General features: G+C 61.3%; 23 protein-coding genes and 1 pseudogene. 4 read left to right on the plus strand and 20 right to left on the minus strand.

Annotated features, from left to right (window positions below):
- Positions 1 to 12 precede the first annotated feature (12 nt).
- Positions 13 to 885: a hypothetical protein gene (locus tag JDW18_RS06705; RefSeq protein WP_218242914.1), complete on the minus strand. Its 873-nt coding sequence runs from the start codon at positions 883 to 885 to the stop codon at positions 13 to 15.
- A gap of 236 nt (positions 886 to 1,121) precedes the next feature.
- Here JDW18_RS06705 and JDW18_RS06710 point away from each other — a divergent pair, with 236 nt between their 5' ends.
- The gene (locus JDW18_RS06710) at positions 1,122 to 2,093 is read left to right on the plus strand and encodes a VTT domain-containing protein (protein ID WP_218242915.1); all 972 of its coding nucleotides are present in this window, start codon (positions 1,122 to 1,124) and stop codon (positions 2,091 to 2,093) included.
- A gap of 66 nt (positions 2,094 to 2,159) precedes the next feature.
- On the opposite strand, the gene JDW18_RS06715 is transcribed toward JDW18_RS06710, so the two are convergent.
- The 14 genes from JDW18_RS06715 to hemH form a co-directional block, all read right to left on the minus strand.
- On the minus strand, positions 2,160 to 2,333 hold the full coding sequence (locus JDW18_RS06715; RefSeq protein WP_218242916.1) for a hypothetical protein: 174 nt from the start codon (positions 2,331 to 2,333) through the stop codon (positions 2,160 to 2,162).
- 14 nt (positions 2,334 to 2,347) lie between these two features.
- On the minus strand, positions 2,348 to 3,445 hold the full coding sequence (locus tag JDW18_RS06720) for a YeeE/YedE thiosulfate transporter family protein (RefSeq protein ID WP_218242917.1): 1,098 nt from the start codon (positions 3,443 to 3,445) through the stop codon (positions 2,348 to 2,350).
- A 139-nt stretch (positions 3,446 to 3,584) separates the two neighbouring features.
- Positions 3,585 to 4,541 (minus strand): sulfurtransferase, encoded by a 957-nt coding sequence (locus JDW18_RS06725; protein ID WP_218242918.1) that lies wholly within the window; start codon positions 4,539 to 4,541, stop codon positions 3,585 to 3,587.
- A gap of 214 nt (positions 4,542 to 4,755) precedes the next feature.
- Complete coding sequence (locus JDW18_RS06730) at positions 4,756 to 5,292, minus strand: (2Fe-2S)-binding protein (protein WP_218242919.1); 537 nt, start codon at positions 5,290 to 5,292, stop codon at positions 4,756 to 4,758.
- A complete protein-coding gene (locus JDW18_RS06735; protein ID WP_218242920.1) occupies positions 5,289 to 7,571 on the minus strand; it encodes a xanthine dehydrogenase family protein molybdopterin-binding subunit in 2,283 nt (760 codons plus the stop codon). The genes JDW18_RS06730 and JDW18_RS06735 overlap by 4 nt, the downstream gene beginning before the upstream one ends.
- Before the next feature lie 6 nt (positions 7,572 to 7,577).
- Complete coding sequence (locus JDW18_RS06740; protein WP_218242921.1) at positions 7,578 to 8,375, minus strand: FAD binding domain-containing protein; 798 nt, start codon at positions 8,373 to 8,375, stop codon at positions 7,578 to 7,580.
- Between the two features lie 24 nt (positions 8,376 to 8,399).
- Positions 8,400 to 8,912 (minus strand): nucleoside deaminase, encoded by a 513-nt coding sequence (locus JDW18_RS06745; RefSeq protein ID WP_218242922.1) that lies wholly within the window; start codon positions 8,910 to 8,912, stop codon positions 8,400 to 8,402.
- 21 nt (positions 8,913 to 8,933) lie between these two features.
- The gene (locus JDW18_RS06750) at positions 8,934 to 9,695 is read right to left on the minus strand and encodes an ABC transporter permease (RefSeq protein ID WP_218242923.1); all 762 of its coding nucleotides are present in this window, start codon (positions 9,693 to 9,695) and stop codon (positions 8,934 to 8,936) included.
- 31 nt (positions 9,696 to 9,726) lie between these two features.
- Positions 9,727 to 10,506 (minus strand): ABC transporter ATP-binding protein, encoded by a 780-nt coding sequence (locus tag JDW18_RS06755; protein WP_218242924.1) that lies wholly within the window; start codon positions 10,504 to 10,506, stop codon positions 9,727 to 9,729.
- 69 nt (positions 10,507 to 10,575) lie between these two features.
- Positions 10,576 to 11,574, minus strand: a complete 999-nt coding sequence (locus JDW18_RS06760) for an ABC transporter substrate-binding protein (protein ID WP_218242925.1) — start codon at positions 11,572 to 11,574, stop codon at positions 10,576 to 10,578.
- Positions 11,575 to 11,620: 46 nt separating this feature from the next.
- Positions 11,621 to 12,421: an alpha/beta fold hydrolase gene (locus JDW18_RS06765; RefSeq protein ID WP_218242926.1), complete on the minus strand. Its 801-nt coding sequence runs from the start codon at positions 12,419 to 12,421 to the stop codon at positions 11,621 to 11,623.
- 11 nt (positions 12,422 to 12,432) lie between these two features.
- The gene (locus JDW18_RS06770) at positions 12,433 to 13,386 is read right to left on the minus strand and encodes an isopenicillin N synthase family dioxygenase (RefSeq protein WP_218242927.1); all 954 of its coding nucleotides are present in this window, start codon (positions 13,384 to 13,386) and stop codon (positions 12,433 to 12,435) included.
- 189 nt (positions 13,387 to 13,575) lie between these two features.
- On the minus strand, positions 13,576 to 14,559 hold the full coding sequence (locus JDW18_RS06775) for a LysR family transcriptional regulator (protein ID WP_218242928.1): 984 nt from the start codon (positions 14,557 to 14,559) through the stop codon (positions 13,576 to 13,578).
- Between the two features lie 45 nt (positions 14,560 to 14,604).
- A complete protein-coding gene (gene hemH / locus JDW18_RS06780; RefSeq protein ID WP_218242929.1) occupies positions 14,605 to 15,702 on the minus strand; it encodes a ferrochelatase in 1,098 nt (365 codons plus the stop codon).
- A 69-nt stretch (positions 15,703 to 15,771) separates the two neighbouring features.
- Here hemH and JDW18_RS06785 point away from each other — a divergent pair, with 69 nt between their 5' ends.
- The 3 genes from JDW18_RS06785 to JDW18_RS06795 are packed head-to-tail and all read left to right on the plus strand — an operon-like array spanning position 15,772 to position 17,677.
- Positions 15,772 to 16,524, plus strand: a complete 753-nt coding sequence (locus tag JDW18_RS06785) for an HAD family hydrolase (RefSeq protein ID WP_218242930.1) — start codon at positions 15,772 to 15,774, stop codon at positions 16,522 to 16,524.
- Positions 16,525 to 16,568: 44 nt separating this feature from the next.
- The gene (locus JDW18_RS06790; protein ID WP_218242931.1) at positions 16,569 to 17,417 is read left to right on the plus strand and encodes a DUF2189 domain-containing protein; all 849 of its coding nucleotides are present in this window, start codon (positions 16,569 to 16,571) and stop codon (positions 17,415 to 17,417) included.
- 47 nt (positions 17,418 to 17,464) lie between these two features.
- Positions 17,465 to 17,677: a DUF2788 domain-containing protein gene (locus tag JDW18_RS06795; RefSeq protein ID WP_218242932.1), complete on the plus strand. Its 213-nt coding sequence runs from the start codon at positions 17,465 to 17,467 to the stop codon at positions 17,675 to 17,677.
- A gap of 142 nt (positions 17,678 to 17,819) precedes the next feature.
- On the opposite strand, the gene JDW18_RS06800 is transcribed toward JDW18_RS06795, so the two are convergent.
- The 5 genes and pseudogenes from JDW18_RS06800 to hpnC form a co-directional block, all read right to left on the minus strand.
- Positions 17,820 to 18,842: a Bug family tripartite tricarboxylate transporter substrate binding protein gene (locus JDW18_RS06800; RefSeq protein WP_218242933.1), complete on the minus strand. Its 1,023-nt coding sequence runs from the start codon at positions 18,840 to 18,842 to the stop codon at positions 17,820 to 17,822.
- 153 nt (positions 18,843 to 18,995) lie between these two features.
- Positions 18,996 to 20,354, minus strand: a complete 1,359-nt coding sequence (gene hpnE / locus JDW18_RS06805; RefSeq protein ID WP_218242934.1) for a hydroxysqualene dehydroxylase HpnE — start codon at positions 20,352 to 20,354, stop codon at positions 18,996 to 18,998.
- On the minus strand, positions 20,351 to 21,133 hold the full coding sequence (locus JDW18_RS06810) for a hypothetical protein (RefSeq protein ID WP_218242935.1): 783 nt from the start codon (positions 21,131 to 21,133) through the stop codon (positions 20,351 to 20,353). Before JDW18_RS06810 ends, hpnE begins: the two co-directional genes overlap by 4 nt.
- Positions 21,134 to 21,165: 32 nt before the next feature.
- Complete coding sequence (hpnD, locus tag JDW18_RS06815; RefSeq protein ID WP_218243790.1) at positions 21,166 to 22,005, minus strand: presqualene diphosphate synthase HpnD; 840 nt, start codon at positions 22,003 to 22,005, stop codon at positions 21,166 to 21,168.
- A gap of 216 nt (positions 22,006 to 22,221) precedes the next feature.
- Positions 22,222 to 23,205, minus strand: a pseudogene (hpnC, locus tag JDW18_RS06820) (squalene synthase HpnC); the annotation flags it as partial.
- Positions 23,206 to 23,237: the final 32 nt, after the last annotated feature.

A 23,237-nucleotide genomic window follows, 5' to 3' on the forward strand; every position in this document is an offset into this window, starting at 1 on the left:
GGGGGCAGGGAATCAGCGTGATTCCTTGAAGGCGATAAAGGCGCCGGCGATGGCAAAGGCGAGGGCGACGTAGAAGCCGAGCCCCAGAGAAATAGCCTGCATGACGGCTTTCATCATTTCGTCGGCCATCTGTGCGGCCATGTCACCACCAAGGCCGCCCGCCATGGAGCGTGCCTGCGAGGAACTGGAGCGAATCTTGAGCCAGAGCGAAAGCAGTGTCAGCACCATGAAGACCAGAGGTGCGGCTGCACCCCAGGCTGCGAGTCGGTGCTTCCAGAGCAGTGGCAGAAACAGAAGCAGTGCGCTGACCCAGGCGAGGAAGCCATAAAAGCCAGAGCTGGGGGCCTTGCCTCGGCCCAGAGAGTCCAGTCCGCCATTGCTGGCGACCCCCAGAACTTCAAACAGATTGAGGTCAACGGAATATCTGGAGCTGACCTGAATGACCAGCGTGCTGAGCACATACCAGGAGATCAGCAGGCCCACGAAAATCACAATGCGTGGGATACCGACGGTGGCCACAAAATTCTGACGAATATGCTCGCCCAGCTCCTTTGCGACGGGCAGACCTTCGGCTTGAACTTTCCCGCTGATTTGCTTGAATCGCTGGCTCACTTCAGATTGAATATCCAGAGCCTGAACCGTCAAGAGCTGACCGTTGCTATCAATTTCAATGTTGACATTGCCGCCTAGCTTAGGCGGTGTGTCAGACTTCCAGTGCTTTTCAATGGAAAATTCGTATTGATCCCCATTGGATGAAACCAGGCCATTTCCATTCTGGCCGTCTCTCAGAATTTTTCCCGTAATCATTGAATATATGCTGTGATTAGTGAGTACATAAATGCAAACGCATCGGGGGATGAATTTCCATGATTGATGAAAATTCACAAAATAATTCTTATTTGAATGTGGCGTTTCTGTCGAATGAATATGGTTTTATTTATTTTTCAAATGAAATGCATAAATAAATTGAACCGAGGGAGATGATTATTCGAATAATCAGTCCAGCGCTTTGATGTCCGTCTGATGGCTTCAACCCCACGGGCGCGAGGATGAAGGCCTGCCGCTAGCATTTGCACAGACCCTTGAATGGTGCGAGGGTTCTCTAGGCAGGAGCAGCAGCCATGGGCTTGGTGGTAGATCTGATTCGCGAATACGGCTTTGGCATTGTTTTCCTCAATGTGCTGATTGAGCAACTGGGGGCGCCGATTCCTGCCTATCCGGTGCTGGTGGTGACAGGTGCGCTGGAAGGGGGCAGTGCTGCTCGTCTGGGCTGGCTTACTGTGATTGCCGTGGCTGCGGCGCTGATTGCCGATGTGCTCTGGTATCACGCGGGCAAGGCCTATGGGCATCGGGTACTGGGGCGTATTTGCCGGATTTCGCTCTCGCCAGACGCATGCATTCGCCAGACCGAATCGGTTTACGGTCGCTGGGGCGCTCGCTCCTTGCTGGTTGCCAAGTTTGTGCCGGGTTTTGCCTCCATTGCCAGTGCTCTGGCGGGTGTGGTGGGCACGCCGCTGCGCACCTTTGTGCTGTTCGATACTCTGGGCGCTCTGATCTGGGTGGGCTCGGCCGTGTTTCTGGGCTCGCTGTTCGCGTCCACCGTGCAGGATTTGCTGGATGTGCTGACCGCTTTGGGCAAGTGGGGGCTGTTGCTGATTTCTATCGCCTTTGTGGTGTTTGTGGCGCGCAAATGGTGGCAGCGCCAGCGCGTGGTGCGCTCGCTGAAGATGCCGCGTATTTCGGTGCAGGAGCTGGCAGGTCTTAATGCCCAGGGCATACACCCGACAGTGATTGATGTGCGCGAACCCATGCTCTATGGCCTGGGGCATATCCCCGGTGCTCATGCGTGGGCGAATCGGGCTGAAAAAGGCAAACCAGCCTATGAGGGCCTGCTGCCGCGAGAGCAGCACAAGCATGGGCTGGTGGTGTATTGCGACTGTCCGAATGAAATATCCGCAGCCCGCGTGGCGCGCCAGTTGCAGCGGGCGGGCTTCAGCAATGTGAGGCCGCTGGTGGGAGGACTCTCCGCCTGGGAAGCTGCGGGGCTGAATGTGGAGGCGGTGCCTGACCAGGTGGTCGATGCTCAGTCCTAAAAAAAGCGGCAAGCCCTGATGGAGCTTGCCGCTTTTTTGATGGGAGAGAGCTGTTCTCGTTGCTTCTTATTTACCCGCAGGCATGGAGCAATGCCCGCCTTGAGCAGCCTGGCCGGAGCCTGCTGCAATCAGTGGCGCTTCAAAGCGCAGATCAATGGCGGGTGAGCTATGAACATCCCAGGCCAGAAAAACGACAAGCACGGTCCAGAAAACAGCGCGCAAGGTGGTTTGTGTAGTCATCTGTGATTCCTTGCTCAGAAGCCAAAGTGGCGGCGAATGCGCAGTCCGAAGATGGTGCCGGCAAAGGCCAGCGGCACCCAGATCCAGCCGTGAATGGAGCCGGTGGAGATGCCTGACAGCATGGCCCCCACATTGCAGCCGAAGGCCAGACGCGAGCTGTAACCCAGCACCAGACCTGCAACCAGCGCGACGATCCACTGCGTTCCGGTCAGCGCCTTGGCTGCAGTGGGCTTGCCTGCGGCAATCCACAGCGCGCCGCCCAGAATGCCGATATTGGTGATGCTGGTCACGTCCAGCAGCACAGTCTCGTGCAGGCGGGCAGCGTTGCCGGGCTGGCTCCAGAACCAGTTGCTGGCCAGATCGACGGCCCCCGTGGCATTGACCACCTTGGCCGCCCACAGGCCAAAGCCATAGACCACGCCCCAGGGCTGGCCTGCAATGATGAGGTTCAGTGTGGCAAAGATGGCCAGCAGCACCGCACCCACCAGCCATTTGCGCACCAGCAGTGGCTTGGCGGGGCGATTCAGCGCGGCGTTGGCCTTCTTCACATACAGGGCCACGCCAGCAGCCAGCACGGCCAGAGCCGCCAGGGTGGCGATCAGTGCCGGGGCCCAGCCCCACTCTGTGACCAGTCCCACGGGCGCGGTGTTGCCCAGGTCCAGCCACCAGCCCAGGTGCAGGCTGCCCAGAAAGCTGCCAATGGCAAACACGGGCAGGATGGCAGTATTCATGGGGATGCCCATGCCAGCCTTGTACAGCGTGCCGCTACCGCAGCCGTCTGCAATCTGCATGCACAGGCCGAAGACAAAAGCGCCAATCAGCAGGCTGATGCTGGGTGGGCCAAGGGCTGCTGTGAGTTCGGGGAAATGCCCCAGCAAAGGCATGGCCAGAGCCGCAGCCAGCGCCAGCAGCAGCAACTGGCCAAAGATGCCGCTGCCGTCTTTTTCCTCAACCAGCATGCGCCAGCCGGTGGTAAAGCCAAAGCGCTTGCCAGCCAGCACGGCGCCCAGGCCAATGCCCACGGCAAACAGCGCTGCCTGACGCACGGAGACTGACCATAGCAGCCAGCCAAAGAAAACGGCCAGCAGCGCCGTTATGGGAAGTCGTTTCATTGTTTTTTTGAATTTAGGGATAAGGAGCGTGGCGCACTCTTCACGCAGGGCACCCATCGAGTCAGAGACAACGAGCAAAGGCCGCCCTGCAGCGAGGTTGTCGTCCCTTGGGGGAAGGCGCGAAGCGACTCAGGGGGAATCATTTAAAAGTTTTTTCCCACCACTTCTTGGCGTCGTATGCGAGTGATTCGGCGCGGCCCGGTTGATTGGCCATGCGCGGTGCATCTTTTTGCTGGGTCCAGTCCACCATGGAGCCTGCATACAGCTTCACATGGGGCAGGCCCGCCATTTCGGACAGGCCAAACCAGTCGGTCGCCGCCCAGTGGCCGGTGTTGCAGAAAGCCACCATGTCCTGGCCCTGCTGGCGCTGGATTTTTGCGGCAATGTCCTTGGCCTTGGTGGCATCCACAAATTGCGAAGTGCCGGGCACAAACCATTGGTTGAAATCCAGCTGCTGTGCGCCGGGCAGCGTGCCCGACACCTTGGCGGCGGGCGCACGCGTCTTGCCTTGATAGAAGGCATCGGGGCGCGAATCCACCAAGGCGGCGTTGGACAAGTCCAGGTGCTTGCCCACATCCTGCTGCGTGGCCAGCCAGCTGGCATCGAAGGTGGGGGCATAGTTGCTGGTGGCAATTTGCACCGTGGTTTTACCCACGGGCTTGCCCGCAGATTCCCAGGCCTTCATGCCACCGTTGACGATGGACAGTTCCTTGAGGCCCAGGCTTTTGAGCGTCCAGTACACACGGGCCATGGCGCCAAAGTCTGTAGCGTCAGCGCCGCTGGAAATAACGATGGCGTGCGTGTCAGGCGTCAGGCCCAGCGACTGCACCAGCGCTACCAGCTTGGGCTGGTCAGGCAGCTCACCAGGATTGCTGGCCGGGCCACGCCATTTGCCGTAGGGGGCACTGGCGGCCTTGTCGATATGTCCAGCCTCAAAGGATTTGGGGTCGCGGATATCGATCAGGCGCACGTTGGCTTGTTGCAGCAGCGGCTGCAATTGATCGGGGGTAAGCAGGGGCTGGGCTGCAAAAGCCCAGCCGCCGGTGCCCAGGCCCAAGCCCAGACCCAGCACGCAGGTTGTCAGAGAGGTTTTCATGGCGGAGTCGGCAGTGCCGAGTCGTGAAAGGCATGGCTATGCCCAAGGCCTCTATTGTCCGGTCTTGCCGGAGCAGGGCCAACCAAGAAAAACTTGTCTGCTTATTGCCTGGGGTCATGAGCCGCAGGCAAGCGCATGTGAATTCAGTGAATGACTTGGAAAAGTGCCTGATGTGCTTATAGAAAAAGCGGTTGTAGCTATTGTTTTTGATGCTTCATAAGCTTTGCGCTGCCGGGAACAGCTCTTGCACAGCGCGCCGAATGCCGCCATAGCCGGTGCAGCGGCACAGGTTGGCGCACATCAAAGCCTCAGCTTCGGCAACTGTGGGGCGGGGCTGTTGCTGGTGCAGCCAGCTCATGCTCATGACCATGCCGGAGGTGCAATAGCCGCATTGCACGCCGCCACATCGCGCCAGCGCTTCACGCACAGGGGCGCTGGCGCTGTCTTGTGCGACGGATTCAATGGTGCGAACGGTCTGGCCCTGGATTTGGTAGGCCATCAGCAGGCAGGCGTTGACGGGCTGACCGTTGAGCCAGACCATGCATGCCCCGCAGCGGCCCACTTCGCAGCCGGGCTTGGCACCTGTCAGTTGCCAGTGCTCGCGCAGCAGGGTCAGCAGCCGGGTGTCGGGACTGCATGGGGTGCTGACGGACTGGCCGTTCAGGTTTAACTGCAGAACAAAGGCCTCTGTCGCATTCGCCGCATCTGCTGGCGGCTGAATGCCGTGATTCGGGGTGTTTGTCGTTGTCATGGTGCGGATGCTTCCGGGTCAGCCTCCAGCAGCGCAATCACGCGCTGCGGGGTCATGGGCAAATGTGTGATGGGGCGCTGCAGAGCGGTGGCCAGCGCATTGGCCACTGCAGGCAGGGCAAAGTTGACACTGATCTCGCCAGCTCCACGGGGGCCGATGGGGTCATCTTTCGGCAGATTTTCAATGGCCAGCACCTGCATGGCAGGGGCATCCGCCAGCGTGGGAATGAGATAGCCGTCAAGGTTACGGGCCTGGTAGTGGCCATCCTGGCAAGTCAGCTCCTCTTGCGTGCACATGGCCATGCCCATGACGGCGCCGCCTTCCATCTGCCCCAGATAGCCCTGGGCCGAGGCCACAGGGCCAAGCGCTGTGCACATCACCAGTTCCTGGACCTGCACCATGCCGCTCCAGGTATCAACGCGAACCTGGGCAATGGCTGCGCAGGCGCCAAAGACAAAGTGCGTGTCATGCGCGTTGTCTTCCGGGTCTTCGGCATGCAGATCAATGGCGATCTTCGGCGCTTGTTCGCCCAGGGCCTTTGCCAGGTCGGCATAGCTGAGGCACAGGCCTGTTGCGCTTTTCAGGCCTTGTGCGCCGCAGCAAAGAAGAGTGTCAGGCTGCAGCTTGGCACCTGCCAGAAGCAAGGCCTGCTGCCAGGGCTGGGCTGCTTGCTGCAAGGCGCGCCATACCAGCGTGGTGGCGCGTGATGCGGCTACCGGGCCGGAGTCTGGTGTCAGCCGCGTATCGCCCAGCACTGGGAGAATGTCAGCAGCCGCGCAGCCCAGATACTGCGCACCAAGGCTTTGAATGGCTCCGACCAGGTTCTGCCCCAGCTCTGTAAAGCCGCACCGCAACTCGATGGCGCCATCGGCGGCCAGTGCCAGCTCCATGCGGCAGTCGCTGGGGCCGCCCTTGCCAAAGCCGTCACTGCGATGAATAAGCGCAAGGCCCACGCCGTGAAGATGGCGGCCATTTCCGCTGGCCCAGCGATGCGGGCCGCGCCACAGATCTTGCTGGCAGGCAACATCGAGTGCGCGCTGGGCGCCGTCAAACGGCACGACGAACTGGCCCAGCGGACCGGGTGCATCGGGGGGCGCAAGATTACGGGCGCGAAACGCGTCAGCTGTCATGCCGGCCAGCGCAGCCAGTCTGTCGATTTGCTGCTCAAGCGCGAATTGCACCTGCACAGCACCAAAGCCGCGAAACGCGCCAGCGATGCCGTTATTGGTGTAGGTAAGACGGGCGCTGAGGTTAAGCGCCCGATATTGGTAGGGGCCGGGAGCATGCTCAAGAGCAGCATCCAGCACTTCGGGGCCGTGCGTGGCATAGGCGCCGGTATCGGCCAGTATCTCTACCTGGTGGAAGGTGAGCCGGCCCTGTGCATCGCAGCCAGTGCGTATGCTGATCTGCATGGGATGGCGCTTGACGCCCAGATCCACCGATTGCGGGCGGGTCAGATGCAGCCGCACGGGACGCTGTGCTTTCCAGGCCAGAAGCGCAGCAATGGGCTGAACCGTCAGTTCGTCCTTGCCGCCGTAGGAGCCGCCCACGGGTGTGCCCACTGCATGAACTTTGTGGTACGGCAGACCCAGCATGTCGGCGATGACCTGCTTTTCCCGCGCCGGGTTGTGGCTGCCGAAGAACAGGCGCAGGCCGCCAGCACCGTCGGGTTCTGCCACGCCACCTTCGGTCTCCAGAAAGGCGTGCATCTGGCGCGGTGTGGCATAGCTGTCCTGCACCCAGTGCACGGTGGCCGCCTGGGCCGCATGGATGTCGCCATTGCGGTGGCTGCAGGTGTGCAGCAGATTGCCACTTTCATGCACCAGGTGCTGTGCCGTCTGCTGCTCTTTGAGGGCTGTGACAGGGTCACAGACTGGAGGCAGAAGCGCATAGTCAACCTGAACCAGCGCCAGAGCTTGTCGCGCTGTCGCCATATCTATTGCGGCAACGGCGGCAACAGGGTCACCCACATGGCGCACTTTGTCGATGCAGAGCACAGGGCGGTCCACCTTGCGCAGGCCATAGTGCTTGACGCCGGGAATATCGGCATGGGTGACTACGGCATGGACGCCGGGCAGCGCCTGGGCTGCGCTGGTGTCAATGCGCAGAATGCGCGCATGGGGGTGAGGGCTGCCGAGAATGGCTCCACGCAACTGGCCTGGCTGAATACGGTCGGTCAGAAAGCCTGGGTTGCCGCTGAGTTTGGCTGCAGCGTCTGACCTGGCGTGCAGAGGCTCCAGCCCCAGGTCGCGGATGTGATGAGGGGTGAGAAATTCCATGACGGTTCAGGCCAGCAGCCCGCAATGTCCTGCAATCAGTCGGCTGGCAATCTGGGCAAGGTGAGGCGGCAGGCTTTGCTCGCAAGTGGTGCGTATGTCGGTGAGAGTGGGGCGGATCTGTAAATCGTGCGCATGGCGCAGCAGTTTTTCGGCGGCCTGCAGGCGGTGTACGCCCAAGCCCGGGGCGGCAGCTGCAATGCGGTTCACGCTCAGGTGCTGTTGCGCATCGCTCCAGCGCAAGGCCATGCGCAAAAGTGCGGGGGAGAAGGCTGCGCGATAGCCGACCTTCTCAAAGACCAGTGGCGGGGGCGGTGCTACATCGCTGCGTGGGAGTAAAAATGACAGCATCAGGGGGCGCTGCTGGAGTTTCAGCGTCTGCTCCAGAGGCTGAATATTGCTGTCCGTCAGCTCAACCTGTGCATCCATGGCCAGCAGTACCGGGCAGCAATCGCCTTCACCCCAGCCTATGTTTCCACCCAAGGTGCCCAGGTGCCGCACACCCATGGCGCCAAGCTGCGCCAGAGCCTGGGCCAGCACAGGGGCATGTTGCTGCACCAGCGGATGGCGGCGCACGGCCTCCAGGCGCATGCCTGCACCAATGTGCAGGTATTGGGGGCTCAGGCTGATCTGCTGCATCTCAGGCCAATGCATCACATTGATGAAATGCGTGGCCTGCGGTGCCAGACGGGGCTCTGCCCATGATTGCTGCAGCAGCGTGCCCCCGGCGATGAAGCAGGCTGCATTGCCAAGCTTGCGGGCCAGGGCCTGTGCAGCCTGGGGCGATGAGGGGTGAGTCAGCAGCATGGAGGCGTCCTGCAGGTGTGGGTTTCAGCGCTTTGCCCAGAAGGCTTGCTGCTGGGCGGCGATCTCGGCTTCCATCTCGGGTACGGGGCCGATGAGTTCCACGGCTTTCTGGCAATGGTCGAAAACATAGCGAGAAGCAACGCTCATGGTTGGGTTCTCGCCATGGCTGCCCGTACATTCCAGCAGGCGGTGCTCGGTCATGCCGAACACGATGCGGCCGATATTGGCCCAGTAGGCTGTGCCTGCACACATGCAGCAGGGCTCCACGTTGGTGTAGAGCGTGCAGCTCCAGAGAAACTCAGGCGTGTAATTGGTGGCAGCCATGCGCGCCAGCGTTGATTCCGCGTGGTTGACGGTGTCGATATTGCACTGCTCCATGAGCACGGTTTCCTGATCAGGGCCGACCAGCACGGCTCCGAACGGGTGGTGACCCATCTGAGTGGCTCGCTTGGCCACGGTTTGTGCGCGGCGCAGATTGCGCTGGATTTGCTCCGGGGATGGCCTGAGGCCCTGCGGGGGAAAGTCTTTGCTTGTCATGGTGGTAGCTCGTGGTTTTGATCAGGCAGGTGTGCTTTGGCTCCAGGGGAACAGGCGTTTGTGCAATTGCTGAACTGCGCCATAGAGCAGCAGGCTGCACAGCACCAGCAGTGCCAGTGCGGCAAAGGCCACCGGCACCTTGAAGGAGGAGGTGGCAAACAGAATCAGATAGCCCAGGCCTTTTTCTGCGGCGACAAATTCAGCGACCACGGCGCCCACAATGGCCAGCGTGATGGAGACCTTGAGGGCCGAAAACACATAGGGCACGGCAAACGGCATGCGAATCTGCCAGTACTGGCGGCTGGTAGAGGCGCGCAGCGAGCGTGAGAGCTCCACCAGTTCTGCAGGTACCGAGGCCAGGCCCAGCGCCGTAGAAACCACCAGCGGGAAAAAGGCAATCAGCGTGGTGATGACGACGCGGGGCAGCAGTCCGGCGCCCAGCGTGACGACGATGATGGGGGCAACGGCCACGATGGGTGTGGACTGGATCACCACCAGCCAGGGCATGATGATTTGCGACAGCAGTGGTGAGCGAGTGATGGCAATCGCCAGCGGAATGGCCAGTGCAATGGCCAGTGCATAGCCGATTAGGGCAACTTGCAGGGTTGCGGATACATGCTCCAGCCAGCGTTGCGCTCCCAGCTCAGAGGCGGCAGCCCAGATGGCGCTGGGAGCGGGGAAGATGTATTCCGGAATCTGCGCCAGGCGACAGGCGCCTTCCCAGAGCAGCAGAACGGCAAGGAAAACCAGCAGCGAAGCATGGCGTTGGATAAGGGCAGGCATAGGGGCCTTTCGGAGCTGCGGGGTGGACTTTTCAGGCGTGTGCGGGGTGTTTGCTGAACACCTTGAGACGAATCTCGTTGGCCATTTCGGTAAACACCGGGTCGGCCAGCGTGGCCAGGCTGCGGGGGCGTGGCAGTGGCACATCGATGATGTCGGCCACACGGCCCGGACGTGCGCTCATGACGACAATGCGGTCGGACAGCAGCAGGGCTTCCTGAATGGAGTGGGTCACAAAGACCACGGTCTTGGGACGCTCGTTCCAGATTCGCAGCAGCTCAAAGCTCATCTCGTCGCGGGTGAGTGCATCCAGCGCCGAAAAAGGCTCGTCCATCAGCAAGATGTCGGGGTCATGCAGCAAAGAGCGCGCAATCGAGACGCGCTGCTGCATGCCGCCAGAGAGTTCGTGGGGCCGCTTGTGGCCGAAGTCCTTGAGGCCGATCATCTCCAGCAACTGCTGGGCGCGGGCCTCTTCCTTCATTTCCACATGGCCGTATTTGTGGCGCATGGGAAAGGTGATGTTGTCCAGCACCGAGAGCCAGGGCAATAGCGTGGGCTTCTGGAACACCATGCCGATTTCGTCACGCGGCTCGGTCACCGGCAGATCGAAGATGCGAACTTCGCCGCTGCTGGGCCGAATCAGGCCTGCAATCAGGCGCAATATGGTGGACTTGCCACAGCCCGAGGGGCCAATGAGCGAGACGAATTCATGGCGGCGCAGATGTAGATCCACGCCCTGCAAAGCTGTGACAGGGCTGCCATCGCTGGAGACAAAGGTCTGGGTGACCGCGTTCAGATCGATTACGTGTTGCATGGCAGGCGATCAAAGAGAGAACAGAATCAGGGGCGGCGGCGCTGTGCTGCCGCCCCTGGGGATATGGATTTACTTGCTCAGAAAACTGCGATCCACCAGCGTTTCAGGATCGACCTTTTTGAGGTCATAGTTCATGGACTGGGCCACCCAGCCCCAGGTGGATGCCAGCATCTTTGGTTCGAACTTGCCCAGGCCATCGCGCTGACTGATCTCGTTCCTGATCAGCGGGATAGAGGCTTCAAACTCGGCCTTGACCACGGCAACGTCTGCTTCGGGCACCATGGCTTTCAGTGACTCGGCCGCCTTGCTCGGGTTCTGGATGGAGAACTCCAGCGACTTGCCCAGTGCGCGCACATAGCGCTTGAGAACCTCGGGGCGTTCCTTGATGGTCTTGTCGCTGGCCATGACGGACCAGCCATAGCCGTCCAGACCGAACTGCGTCCAGGGCAGGGTGGACAGTTCCTTGCCCGCCTGCTTGAGCACGGCGCCAAAGGCAGGAGCGACGGTTACCCAGTTGATGGTCGCATCCACGCGGCCCTGAGCCAGCATGGGGGCCAGTGTGGCGGGGTCCGACTTGATGATCTTGATCTTGCTGGCGTCCACGCCGTTCTTTTGCAGCACGATGGGCCACAGCGCATTGGAGGAGGAGAAAGTGGGCATGGCCACCGTCTTGCCTTCCATGTCCTTGAGGCTTTTGATCTTGCTGTCGGTGCGTGTGAACAGCGCATCGGGCTGTTTGGAATACAGCGACATCACGGCCTTGACGGGAATTCGTCCTTCGGCTGCGGCCATCATCAGCGCTGAAATGCCGCCAAAGCCGACATCGGCAGAGCCTGAAGCCACCTTTGTCACTGCGTCAGCAGAGCCACGACCGGGAACAATTTTTACCTCCAGGCCTTCGTCCTTGAAAAAGCCCTGCTGCACACCTGCATAGACAAAAGACTTGTCACCACCGGGCAGCCAGTCGAGCTGAATGGTGAGCTTGTCGGCTGCCTGGGCCGCGCCACCACAGGCGATAAGCATGGCGGCGATGAGGGGCAGTTTGAAGGAGGGGGTGGGGTGGGTCATGAGGTACTCCTGAGCAGTGCGAAGGCGGAAAAGGGTCTGTGGTTTGCTATGCATTGATGAGCGGTGCGCGCAATTCCATCAATGGCTGGTCTGTGATTTCATTCAATATGGGCAGCAAGGCGTCAGTCAGCTCCTGCGGGCAAGCCAGCTGGGGCACATGGCCGCAGTTCAGGCTGATGCGTCTGGCGCCTGGCGTGAGCTGCTGCATGCTTTGCTGCAGCGGCAGCGTCACGGATCGGTCCTGACGGCATTCCACATAGATGCGCGGCACCTGGCCAAAGCGCTCAGCACTGAGCTGGTTCACCATGGTTCGGCCCGATTCGGGCTGTGCACACAGACGACTGGCGGCTTTGAGAGCTGCGGTCGGATTGCAGTCATGCAAAAACAGTGCCATGGCTGCATCCAGGGGCACGCTGCTGGTGCTGCGATCCTCGTTCCAGAGCAGATGTGGGCCAATGCCCTGGTAGTCAAAGCTGGGGTCGGCAGCGCGGCATTGCGCAATCACGTCGCCGTAGCTGATGCCGCTGGGCAGCATCATTCCGGCCAGATAGACCAGGGCGCTGACCCGTTCGGGTGCGGCTTGTGCGACCTGGGAAGCCGTCATGCCGCCGCCACTGTGGCCCACCACGACGGCAGGGCCGTCCAGAGATTCCAGCACGCGCAGCACATGGGCGGTGTAGCCGTCGAGATTGGCCTGGCTGCTGTCGGCGTTGGAGACATCGTTACCCGGCAGATTGACGGCAAGCACCTTCCAGCCATGGGCCTGCAGCAGTGGTGTCCAGGCTGCAAACGCCCAGCTGCCTTGCCATGCTCCGTGAATCAGCACCATATTGCGTGAGTTTTTCATCGCGGTCTCCGTCAACCGTAGGTGCGGCGGTAGCACTCAATCTGGTGCTGTTCCACCGTGACGGCCGGATATCTGGGCTGCTCGCCCTCGTCCAGGCAGGTAGGGATGCATTCGACCTTGTGCAGCGGGTTGCCAGTGAAGAAGAAAGGTACGGAATAGCGCTCACGTCCCGAGACATTGATGACCCGGTGAAGGGTGGAGACATAGCGGTCGTTGGTCCAGCGCGCGAACAGATCGCCAATGTTGACGACGAAGGCGCCGGGCACGGGGGGGGCATCAATCCAGCCGCCGCTGTCCTTGGCCCACACTTGCAGGCCACCCGCCTCGTCCTGCAGCAGCAGCGTTACGCCGCCGAAATCCGTGTGCTCGCCGCAGCCTTTCTCGCCCGGCTCGGGGTTGGCTGGCTGGGGTGGGTAGTGCAGCAGGCGCAGGGTGGCGGAGGCATCCTTGAGGTAGCCGTCGAAGTGGCTGACTGGCACACCCAGTGACAGGGCCAGGCCATGCACGATGGTCGCGCCCAGCGCATAGGCAGCCTGGTAGTAGTTCTGCATCACGGTGCGAAAGCCCGGCAGGGTGTCAGGCCACTGGTTGGGGCCGGTGTTGAAGCGGCCTGCCAGCACGCGTGGGTCGTTGGCTGCCACCTCTGCGCCAGCGTAAAAGCTTTCCTTCAGGTCGGGCGGTGCGCCGCTTTCCAGCGTCTGGGCACGCAGCGGTTCATAGCCGCGATTGCAAGGGGAGAGCTTTTTGTCCACTGCCAGCTTTTCGGTCATGGGCAGGTCAAAGAAGTGCTGGCTGGCCGCAAACAGATCGCTGATCAGTGCAGGGTCTATGCCGTGGCCCGTGATATAGAAAAAGCCGCGTTGCTCGCAAGCCTGGCGCAGTTGTGCCGCCACGAGGTGCTGGGCCACAGGGTCAGGGCTGCGAAGGCCGCTGATATCGATGATGGGGAGGGCTGAAGTGCTCACAAGTGGCTTCCTGAAGCTGAAGAACTGGATTCAGTTTAGAAAGCGAGGCTTGCGCTGGATAGCGCAGCTTTTGCTGCGGGGTGATCTAAAAATGTGAGCAGCAGTCGTTGATGGGTAAAGCGCTGCACGGCATTGGTGCATTGATGAACGTCAATGCGCACAACACCGGTGCAAGGGTTTGGCGAGGTCTCAGGCTTGGTGGCTGGCGCAGGTGGCCGTGGCTGCGGATGGCACTTGGGCCACCCACTCACGCAGTGTGAGGCTTTCCTCATCCTCGCGGTTCTCTATGGCATCAGCCACGATGCGGTTGAAGGCATCAAGTGCCGAGGGCAGCGTGCGCCCCGCGCGCACATAGACGCCAAGTTCTGAGTACAGCGTGGTAGGTGTGTCCAGCGGGACATGAACCAGTCGCCCCTCGCGCAGTTCACGCTCCAGACCCAACCGGCTCTGGAAACAGATGCCCACACCACGCTCTACAAGGCTCTTGGCTAGCTCTATGGATGAAGTTTCCAGCAGCACCTGAAGTGCACGCTTGTGGTGCGCCAGCAGGGGCTGGAGCAATTCGTGTATGGAGAGTTCAGGTGTTGGAAGAATCAGCGGAAACGCCGCACATTGCGCAAAATCCACGCGCTCCAGTTGGGCAATTGGGTGCTTGGGGGGAACGATGGCACCCAGCGCAAAGCGCCCCATGGTGCATTGGCGCAGATTGTCATGGCGCTTGACTGAGAAGCCTATGCCCACGTCCGCATCGCCCTGAATCACAGCCTGTGCAGCCTGCTGGGAGCCGCAGGTGCGCACATGAATCTGAATCGTCGGGTAGCGCCTGTGCATCTGCGTGAGTACGGCAGGCATCAGGTCGGCATTCAGTCCTTCAACCGCAGCCACGTTAACGGAGCCACGGCGCACACCGCGCAGCAACTCCAGCTCGGTGCAGAGACGGTGCTCGTCCTGCAACACCGTGATGACATGGCGCGAAAACACTTCGCCAGCGGCTGTGAGTCGCAGGCCTGAGCTCAGGCGCTCGAACAAGGGGTTGCCGATTTCGTCCTCAAGCTGCAGCAACTGGCGGTTGACGGCTGATGAGGCGACATGCAGATGGCGTGCGGCCTCACGTATGGAGCCGCAGCGGCGAATCATGTCGAAATAGCGAATGGAGCGTGCGTGAATATGCATGCTGCCGAAAGCAGCATTTGCTGTGCCAGTTCGCAGTGTTGCGGTTTACTGAGGCGCGCCCGATGCCTTGGCGCGCTGTGCGCGGGCCGCTAGTTCGGCTTCATCCTCGCGCTGGGTGGGCCAGCCTTGCATGTGCTGCTGGGCAATATCGCAGAGCGCGGTGATCCACGGCGCGCTGTCGTTGAGGCAGTCTATGTACTCAAACTGCTGGCCCCCCGCATGCAAAAAGGCTTCGCGCGCTTCCTGGTTGATCTCTTCCAGAGTCTCCAGACAGTCGCTGGTAAAGCCGGGGCAGACCACATCCACGCGTTGGGTGCCTGCCTGCGCCAGGGCAATCAGTGATGGCTCGGTATAGGGCTCCAGCCACTTGGCTTTGCCAAAGCGCGACTGGAAGGTGACCATGTATTGGTCGGCGCTGAGCTTGAGCCGCTCGGCCAGCAGGCGTGCGGTTTTGTGTGATTCGCAGTGGTACGGGTCGCCCAAATGCAGGGTGCGCTCTGGCACGCCATGAAAGCTCATCACCAGCTTCTCGCCACGGCCATGGCCCCGCCAGTGCGCTTCGATGCGCTGGGCCAGCGCTTCGATATAGCCAGCGTCGTCGTGGTAGCGGTTCACAAAGCGCAGCTCGGGAATATGGCGCTGGGTCTTGGCCCAGTCGTAGACGGCGTCGAAGACGCTGGCCGTGGTAGTGCCCGAGTACTGGGGGTACAGCGGCAAAACCAGAATGCGGTTGACGCCTTCTTTTTTCAGCGCATCCAGCTGCGCCGCAATCGCGGGCTTGCCGTAGCGCATGGCGGGCAGCACCAGAACGTTGTGGCCGCGTTCGCCCAGCCAGCCGCGCAGCAGGGTGGCCTGGCGTGTAGTCCAGTGCAGCAGGGGCGAGCCTTCTTTTTCATGCCACACGGTGGCATATTTGGCCGCCGATTTGGCTGGGCGGGTGCGCAGGATGATGCCGTGCAGAACAGGCCACCAGGCGAATTTAGGAATCTCCACCACGCGGTCATCGCCCAGAAACTCGGCCAGATAGGGGCGCACGGCGGCTGCCGTCGGAGCGTCGGGCGTGCCCAGATTGCACAGCAAGATGGCGGTGCGGGCGGATTGGTCGTGACGGAACTTCGGTTCGGGCGCAAAGCGTGATGGCATGGAGCAATTGTCTCAGCTATGCGGTAGGCACGGCAGGCTTGCGGCCTTGACTGCGGCTATTCTTGGCTTATGCAAATTCAATCGCCCATTGACGACAAGGCCCTTCATACCCTGCAGCAGCTGCGTGCCAGCGGCCAGATTCGCGCTATCAGCCTGGATCTGGATGACACGCTTTGGCCCATCTGGCCGACGATTGCCAAGGCTGAAGCAACACTGCTGCAGTGGCTGGGAACGCACGCACCGACCACTGCAGAGCATCTGGGCGATACCCAGCATGTCAGAGCGCTGCGCCATGAAATCGTGACTCTGCGCCCTGATCTGAAAGGCGACCTCAGCGGTCTGCGCCGCGAATCCATCCGCCTGGCGCTGAGCCGCGCGGGTGACGATCCCGCGCTGGCGGAGCCCGCATTCGATGAATTCTTTGCCGCCCGCCAGCGGGTGGATTTGTTTGACGACGCGCTGCCCGCGCTGGAGTTTTTCTCGCAGCGCTGGCCGGTGGTGGCCTTGTCCAATGGCAATGCGGATGTGAACGTGGTGGGCATTGGCCAGCATTTCAAAGCCAGTCTGTCGGCCAGCGGTAGCGGTATGGCCAAACCTGAAACCCGGTTTTTTCTTGCTGCAGCAGAAGCAGTGGGTGTCGCCCCCGAGCATGTGCTGCACATTGGTGATGATGCGGCGCTGGATGCGCAAGGCGCCATGGATGCGGGTATGCACGCAGTCTGGCTCAATCGTGCGCAGGTAGCATGGCCTCACGTGGGCGCTGAACCCCACGTCACAGTCGCCAGCCTTTGGCAGTTGTGTCAGGGGCTGGCAGATCGCTGATTCGAAGATGCATTGCTTCTTCGGGCTGCGAACAAGGAGCCCCCATGCCTGCCTGTTTGCCCGCCTGTCTGTTGACCCCGCCCCCTCTGGCCCCTGTGCGTCAGGTGCACTGGACACAGCCCTTTGTCTGGCTGGGGCGCGCTTTTCAAGATATTGCTAACGCTGCCTTAATCAGCCTGGCTCATGGTCTGATCTTGATCCTGATCGGTGCTGCGATATGGGGCGTGGGGCACAATCGCTTCTGGTTGATGGCAGGGGCCTTGTCGGGCTTTCTGGTGATGGGGCCGATTGTGGCTACCAGTCTCTACGCCATCAGCCGTGCGCTGGAAAGAGGTGAGGCGACAGATATCGGTCTGATTCGCCGCACCTGGACCCAGTGGCAAAGCTGCCATGCCACAGGCCGGGGAGGGTACTGGTGCATGGTGAAGTTTGGCGCGCTGCTGGCGCTGGCGGCCACGGGCTGGGTGCTGGTTTCGGCATCGCTGATTACCGTGATGTCGCCGGTGCCCGTGCACACCCTGCAGGATTTCATTCACCACATTGTGCTGGCCAGAGATGGGCAGCTGTTTGTGCAGTGGATGGCGCTGGGCAGCTTTCTGGCTGCTCCTATTTTTGCGTCCAGTGTCGTGGCCATGCCGCTGATGCTGGACAGACGCGTCACCGTACGCCAGGCCGTGTTGACCAGCTGGTCCGTGGTGCTGGCCAACCCGGGCCCCATGGCCTTGTGGGCGGTGCTGATTGTGATGTTGACTTTGCTGGGCCTTGGCAGCTATTTGCTGGGGCTGGTGATTGTGATGCCCCTGCTTGGCCATGCCAGCTGGCATGCCTATCGTGATCTGGTAGATGCTTCGGCCTTCCCCTCCAGAGAAGAAGCGATAAAGCCTGCCGACTGAGCCATCCTCCAGCCAGGGCCTGGCAAAGGCGTAAGGACCTGGTTGTCGTGATATTTGGCTATACGGAAGAGCAGCTTGCCCACTTTTTCCTGACCTGGGGCGTGGGCGCCTTCATCTTGTTCATGGTGTTCATCATCTTGCAGCTGGCGCGTCAGTCCAAGGCAGGCAAGTTCGGCACCTTTGTGATCTTTCTGGGCCTGGGTGTGGGCTTTGTTGGCTACATCGCCAAGGTCATCATCCAATGGTGGATAGAGCGCTGACCTTCGCCATCGGACAAGGCTGAAGAAACCGGCGCGATCCAAGTGAGAGACATCGAGCAAGGGCCGCCCCGCAGCGAGGATGTCGTCCCCCTTCCGATGCAACGCATCGAGAAAGGGGGAAGGTGCGTAGCACCTCAGGGGGTTAACTGGGCTTAACCTGCGCGCGCTTGAGCACTTTTTGCCAGCGGCCTTGCTCTACGGTAATGAATTGCGCAAATTGCTCGGGTGTGCCGCCAATGGGCTCGGCGGCGTCGCCCTGCAGACGTTTGAGGGCATCCGGGGCCTTGACGGCCTTGGCGCAGGCGGCGGCCAGTTTGTCCACATGGGTGCGGGGCATGGAAGACGGGGCCAGCATGCCGTACCACTGGGTCATTTCAAAACCGGAAAAGCCTTGCTCTGCCACCGTGGGTACATCGGGCAGTTGCGGCAGACGGGCCGTAGAGCCTGTGGCAATGCAGCGCACCTTGCCCGCCTTGATGAAAGGGATCAGGGCAGAAGCGCCCACAGACGCAGCATCCAGACGGCCCGCAATCAGGTCCTGCATCATGGGGCCGGTGCCACGATAGGGCACATGCAGCATGAAGATATCGGCCGTCATCTTCAGATATTCAAACGCCAGATGCCCGGCGCTGCCATTACCGGCCGAGCCGTAGCTAAGCTTGCCGGGGTTCTTCTTGGCATAGGTCACCAGCTCTGCAATGTTCTTGACCGGGAGGTCGGGGTGCACCACGTACAGACTGGGCACCTTGGCCAGCAGGCTCACCGGCACAAAGTCCTTCTTCGGGTCATAGGGCAGTTTGTCGAAGATATAGGGGTTCACGGCCAGCGTGCCAATGTGGCCAAGAATGATGGTGTGCTGGTCATCGGCCCGCGCCACGTCCTGCATGGCGATATTGCCCGCCGCGCCGGGCTTGTTTTCGACAAACACGTTCTGCCCCAGAACCTTTGATAGTTCTGCAGCGGTGGAGCGGGCCACGATTTCGGAGCTGCCGCCGGGCGCAAAGGGCACGACAAAGCGCACAGGCTTGGTGGGCCAGCCATCATCGGCTGCCAGGGCGCGGCCACTCAACAGGCTGGTGCATGCAGCTGCGCCAGCGCCCAGTAAAAGATGGCGGCGCGAGATGCTCAGAACTTCGCGGGTAGATTGCTCAAAGGTGGTTGCCATGCTTTGTCTCCGTTGTTTTGGAATGGTGCGTGCACCTTGTTCTGGTGCTTCGCTGCATGGTTGCAACTGTGGCTGTCAAACCGCTGTCAAACGTGGTTCAGCAGGACTATGCGGGCATCAGGATTGCCCTGATAGGGCTTGCCCCAGTACGTACTATTTCTGGTCTGCCTTGACTAGTTCAACAGCGGCGGCGAGGGCGCTGCGCACCGCACCTTCCAGCGTGGCGGGGTAGGGGCCGTCCACATAGTCGCCGCAGGCCCACAGGCCCTGACCCAGTTCAATGGCCGGGCGCGCAAGTGCAGGCGTGCAGGCAAAAGTGGCACGCTTTTCAATCACGGTCTGCACGGGGGTGATATCGGCCCAGCCCAGCTCGCTGCGGGCTTGTTGCAGCACTTGCTGCTGCAGCGTCTGGCGGTCTGTGCGGCAGTCGCTGATGACAAAAGCCATCAAGCCTTGCTGCCGCGCATCGTTCTGGTGCAAATGCCCCCGGTCAAACACAAACTGCGCAGGGGCATCGGCACTGGGGCGCAGTGCCAGCCAGGGCAGATTACTTGGCAGACGATGGCTGGTGCGGGCGTAAACCGTGGCAATCGCGGTGTGCTCCAGTGCCTGCGCTTCGATGGCCCAGCGCTGAAACTGCACGCCCATTCGGGCAGGCAGGCGCTCATCTTCTGAGGCGCCAAGCGCCAGTCTGGCCGCTTCCTGCGGGGGGCAGGCCAGCAGCACGGCATCAAAACGGCTTTGCTCCAGCTGCGCCGCAAGTTCGGGCTGCTGAGCACGCAGCTGCCATTGCTGCCCTGAAGGAATCAGCTCCTGCACACGGCAGCCGGTATGCACGGCCAGCCCTTGCCTTTGCAGCCATTGGGCCGCCGGAGCGGGAAAGAGATCGCTCAGGCTGCAGCGTGGCACCAGAAAGTGCGAGCCGCCCGTGCCTGCAAACAGCGCATCCTGCTGCACGCGTAGAAAGATGCTGCCGCTGGCCTGTGCAGCAGGCAGATTGAGGGCGGAGACGCACAGCGGCTCAATGAATTCGTCCATCAGCCTGGCGGGCAGACCTGCGCAGACATCGGCCACCGTCGCAGTCTCTGCACAGCGAAAGCCTTGCAAGCGCCAGCGAATGGCTCGGCGCAGCAAGGCGGCGCGTTCAGACAAGGTCCAGCCACTTGCGCTGGCAATACCGGCCAGTGCATCCAGCGGCGCAGGCCAGCGGGGGAAGGACAGGCCGCAGCCATCGGCATAGCGCATGGCAAGCGGCTTGCGCAGCAGCAGTTGCTCCGGGTTCAGCCCCACGTCGCGCATCAACTGCAGGCATTCGGTGTAGGCGCCGATCAAGATGTGCTGGCCGTTGTCCGCTTCTGTCTGCGTTTCGTCTGGCGGGCCTAGCATCAGGGCTCTTGCACGGCCGCCCAATGTGCGGCTGGCTTCAAATACCTCGGGGGCATGGCCTTGCTGCGCCAGTTTCACGGCTGCGGCCATGCCGGCCCAGCCGCCACCAATCACTGCAATCTTCATCGTTGTCTGGGCACGTTGGTGCACAGCTCTGCGTGCGAGGGCTGCCAGGTGGCAGCAGGCCTGTTTTTGCAATAGCTTTGCAGTTCATGCAAGGCTGCTGTGTTGTGCTGGCTATTGGCCGCGTGGGAGAGCAGGCGCAGTGCGTGAAAGCTCAACTCGGCGGCAGGAAGCTGACTTGTTGCTGCGGAAGTCATAGCTGCTGGCGCTTTTGTTGCAGGGGCTTCAAGCGTTTTTGGTGTGTTGTGCAGCGATGGCATATGTTCCACCACGGTGAAGTCGCCAGTTTTGGCGGCTTTGCCCATCATCTGCTGATAGAGGTTGAGCATCTGCGTGCTGTCAGCGCTGCTCAGCATATTGGTGGGAAGTGTGAGGTAGCGGCTTACTTCTGGTGGTGTGGCTTCCAGCAAGGCCTTGTCAGCCACAGACATCGGGGCTTTGCCTGCAAGGTGCGCAGCATCATCGGCGGCAAATACCAGACCATGGCGGGTGCTGGCCGCCGCCATCTCGGCCCCGCCTGCGGCAGCAGCGCCTGTGGCTGCACCGGCAGCACCGGCCTTGCCAGCAGTGCTGGCGGTTTCGGCGGCCTTGCCAGCCTTGGCGGCTTTACTGGCCGCATTTGCCGCTTCGGCGCCACCTTCGGCCACTTTTCCGGCTGCAGCGGCAGCTTTGCCTGCCTTGCCAAGCCAGCCAAGGAATGCGTGGCTGGGCAAGGCGGCGCCCATGCCCAGCGCGAAAGCCAGGGCCAGAGCACTTGTGCGCAGGCGGTTTGCAGATGTCATGCTGGCACTTTAGCAGCCCGACCAGAGCAGGCTTACATGCGGCCCAGGGCCTGCATCTTCCACACGCGCCACAGCTTGCGCAGCGGTGTGAGGCTGATGCGCTGGTGCAGCACCTGGAAGTTCTCGGATTCGATCTCGCGCAGCAGCGTGCGGTAGATGCTGGCCATCATCAGGCCGGGCTTTTGTGCCTGACGGTCGGCATCGGGCAGCAGGGCCAGGGCCTTGTCGTAAAGGCCGTGGGCGCGCTCGGCCTGAAAGCGCATCAGGGCGGTGAAACGGTTAGAGTATTCGCGCTTATTAATTTCATGCGCCTTGACATCAAACTGCTGCAACTCGCTGATGGGCAGATAGATGCGGCCACGCATGGCGTCTTCACCCACGTCGCGGATGATGTTGGTCATCTGCAGGGCCTGGCCCAGGGTGTGGGCGTATTCGGTGGTGCGGTCGTCGGTCTGACCAAAGATGCGTGCAGCCACTTCGCCCACGACGCCTGCGACGAGATGGCAGTAGCGCTGCAGGCCTGCATAGTCCAGGTAGCGGGTCTGCTCCAGATCCATCTGGCAGCCTTCGATGACGGCCTGCAGATGGCGCTCCTCAATGCCAAAGGTCTTGGCATGGGGCATCAGCGCCTGCATGACGGGATGGGTGGACTGGCCCGCAAAGGCTTTGTGCACCTCGCTCTTCCACCATGCGAGTTTGGTGGCAGCAACGCCAGGGTCCGTGACCTCATCGACCACATCGTCCACTTCGCGGCAGAACGCGTAAAACGCTGTGATGGCGGCGCGGCGATCCTTCGGCAAAAAGAGGAAGGCGTAGTAGAAGCTGCTGCCCGAGGACGCGGCCTTGTCTTGGACGTACTGATCCGGATTCATAGGGGCATGATTGTCCCATGGCCCAGCCGCCCGGCCAAAGCAATAGTGAATTGCGTCAGCGTTGCGCGATGCTGGTGTGGGTTTGCTTGTGTTTTGATAGCTGCCAGCGCTTTTGGAATAAGCGCTGGCGGTGGATTTGATGAAATTTACATGCAGCAGGCTGCGCCACAGCATGAAGGGTACATCCAGTTTGCCCAGCTTGATGCGCTGATAGAGGTTGCGGCCCTGCATGGCCTGCAGCCTGTCCAGCACCCGCAGCCCGCCTTGCACCACCAGACGCAGCTCCCAGCCCGCACGGCCTGGCAGCTGGTGCACCAGGGGCGAGCCTTGATCCATAAGGCTGCGGGCATGGGCCAGCATTTCAGCCAGCAGCTTCTGCATGGCGGGTGTCAGTGCAGATGCTTCCGGTTTGATAGCGCTTCGCGCAATGCCGTAGCGGGCAATATCCGCATCGGTCAGATAGTGGCGCTGGCGCGGCAGGTCCTGGCTCAGGTCTTGCCAGAAGTTGATGAGCTGCAGCGCTGTGCAGATGGCATCGCTCTGAATCAAGGCCCTGGCATTGCCCACGCCGTACAGATGCAGCAGCAGGCGCCCGACCGGGTTGGCCGAGCGGCGGCAGTAGTCAAGCAACTGGGCCATGTCTGCATAAGGCGTCTGGCTGGCAGTCATGTGCACGTCTTGCTCGAAAGCGCTCAGCAGGTCGGCCATCAGCGGCCTGGGCAGCTGGTGGGCCTGCATCTGCACTGCAAGGGGAATAAAGACCTGGGGCCATTCGGTGTGGGCAAGCGCGCCAGCTTCGGCCGCTGTGCCCAGCTGATTCAAGTCATGGCGATAGCGCTGCAGCCGCTCAAGCCGCTGGCTGGCGCTGAAATCGCCTTCATCGGCAATATCGTCGGCGGTGCGGGCAAAGTGGTAGAGCGCGGCAATGGGGGCGCGCAAATGCGGCGGGCACAGCCAGGACGCGACCGGAAAGTTCTCGTAATGCGTAATGGCAGGAGGGGGCGCAGACTGGGGCGCCGAGGTGGTGTTTGCAGAGTGCAGGTCGTTCACGGTGCGTATTGTGAACCCAGCGGCTTGCCCTGCAAGGCTGGCGAAAAAAGGTTCGAGAAAATGGCACGAGCGTGCACAATCGCTTTTGTCTTGCGTGCAGCCCCCGGTCTGGTGGCTGCGCTTTTTTATGGACTTAGGCATGTCTCTCATGGCGGGCACGCAGTGGTGCCGCCCCTGATGGG

The sequence above is a fragment of the Comamonas fluminis genome, from assembly GCF_019186805.1.
Classification (GTDB): domain Bacteria; phylum Pseudomonadota; class Gammaproteobacteria; order Burkholderiales; family Burkholderiaceae_C; genus Comamonas; species Comamonas fluminis.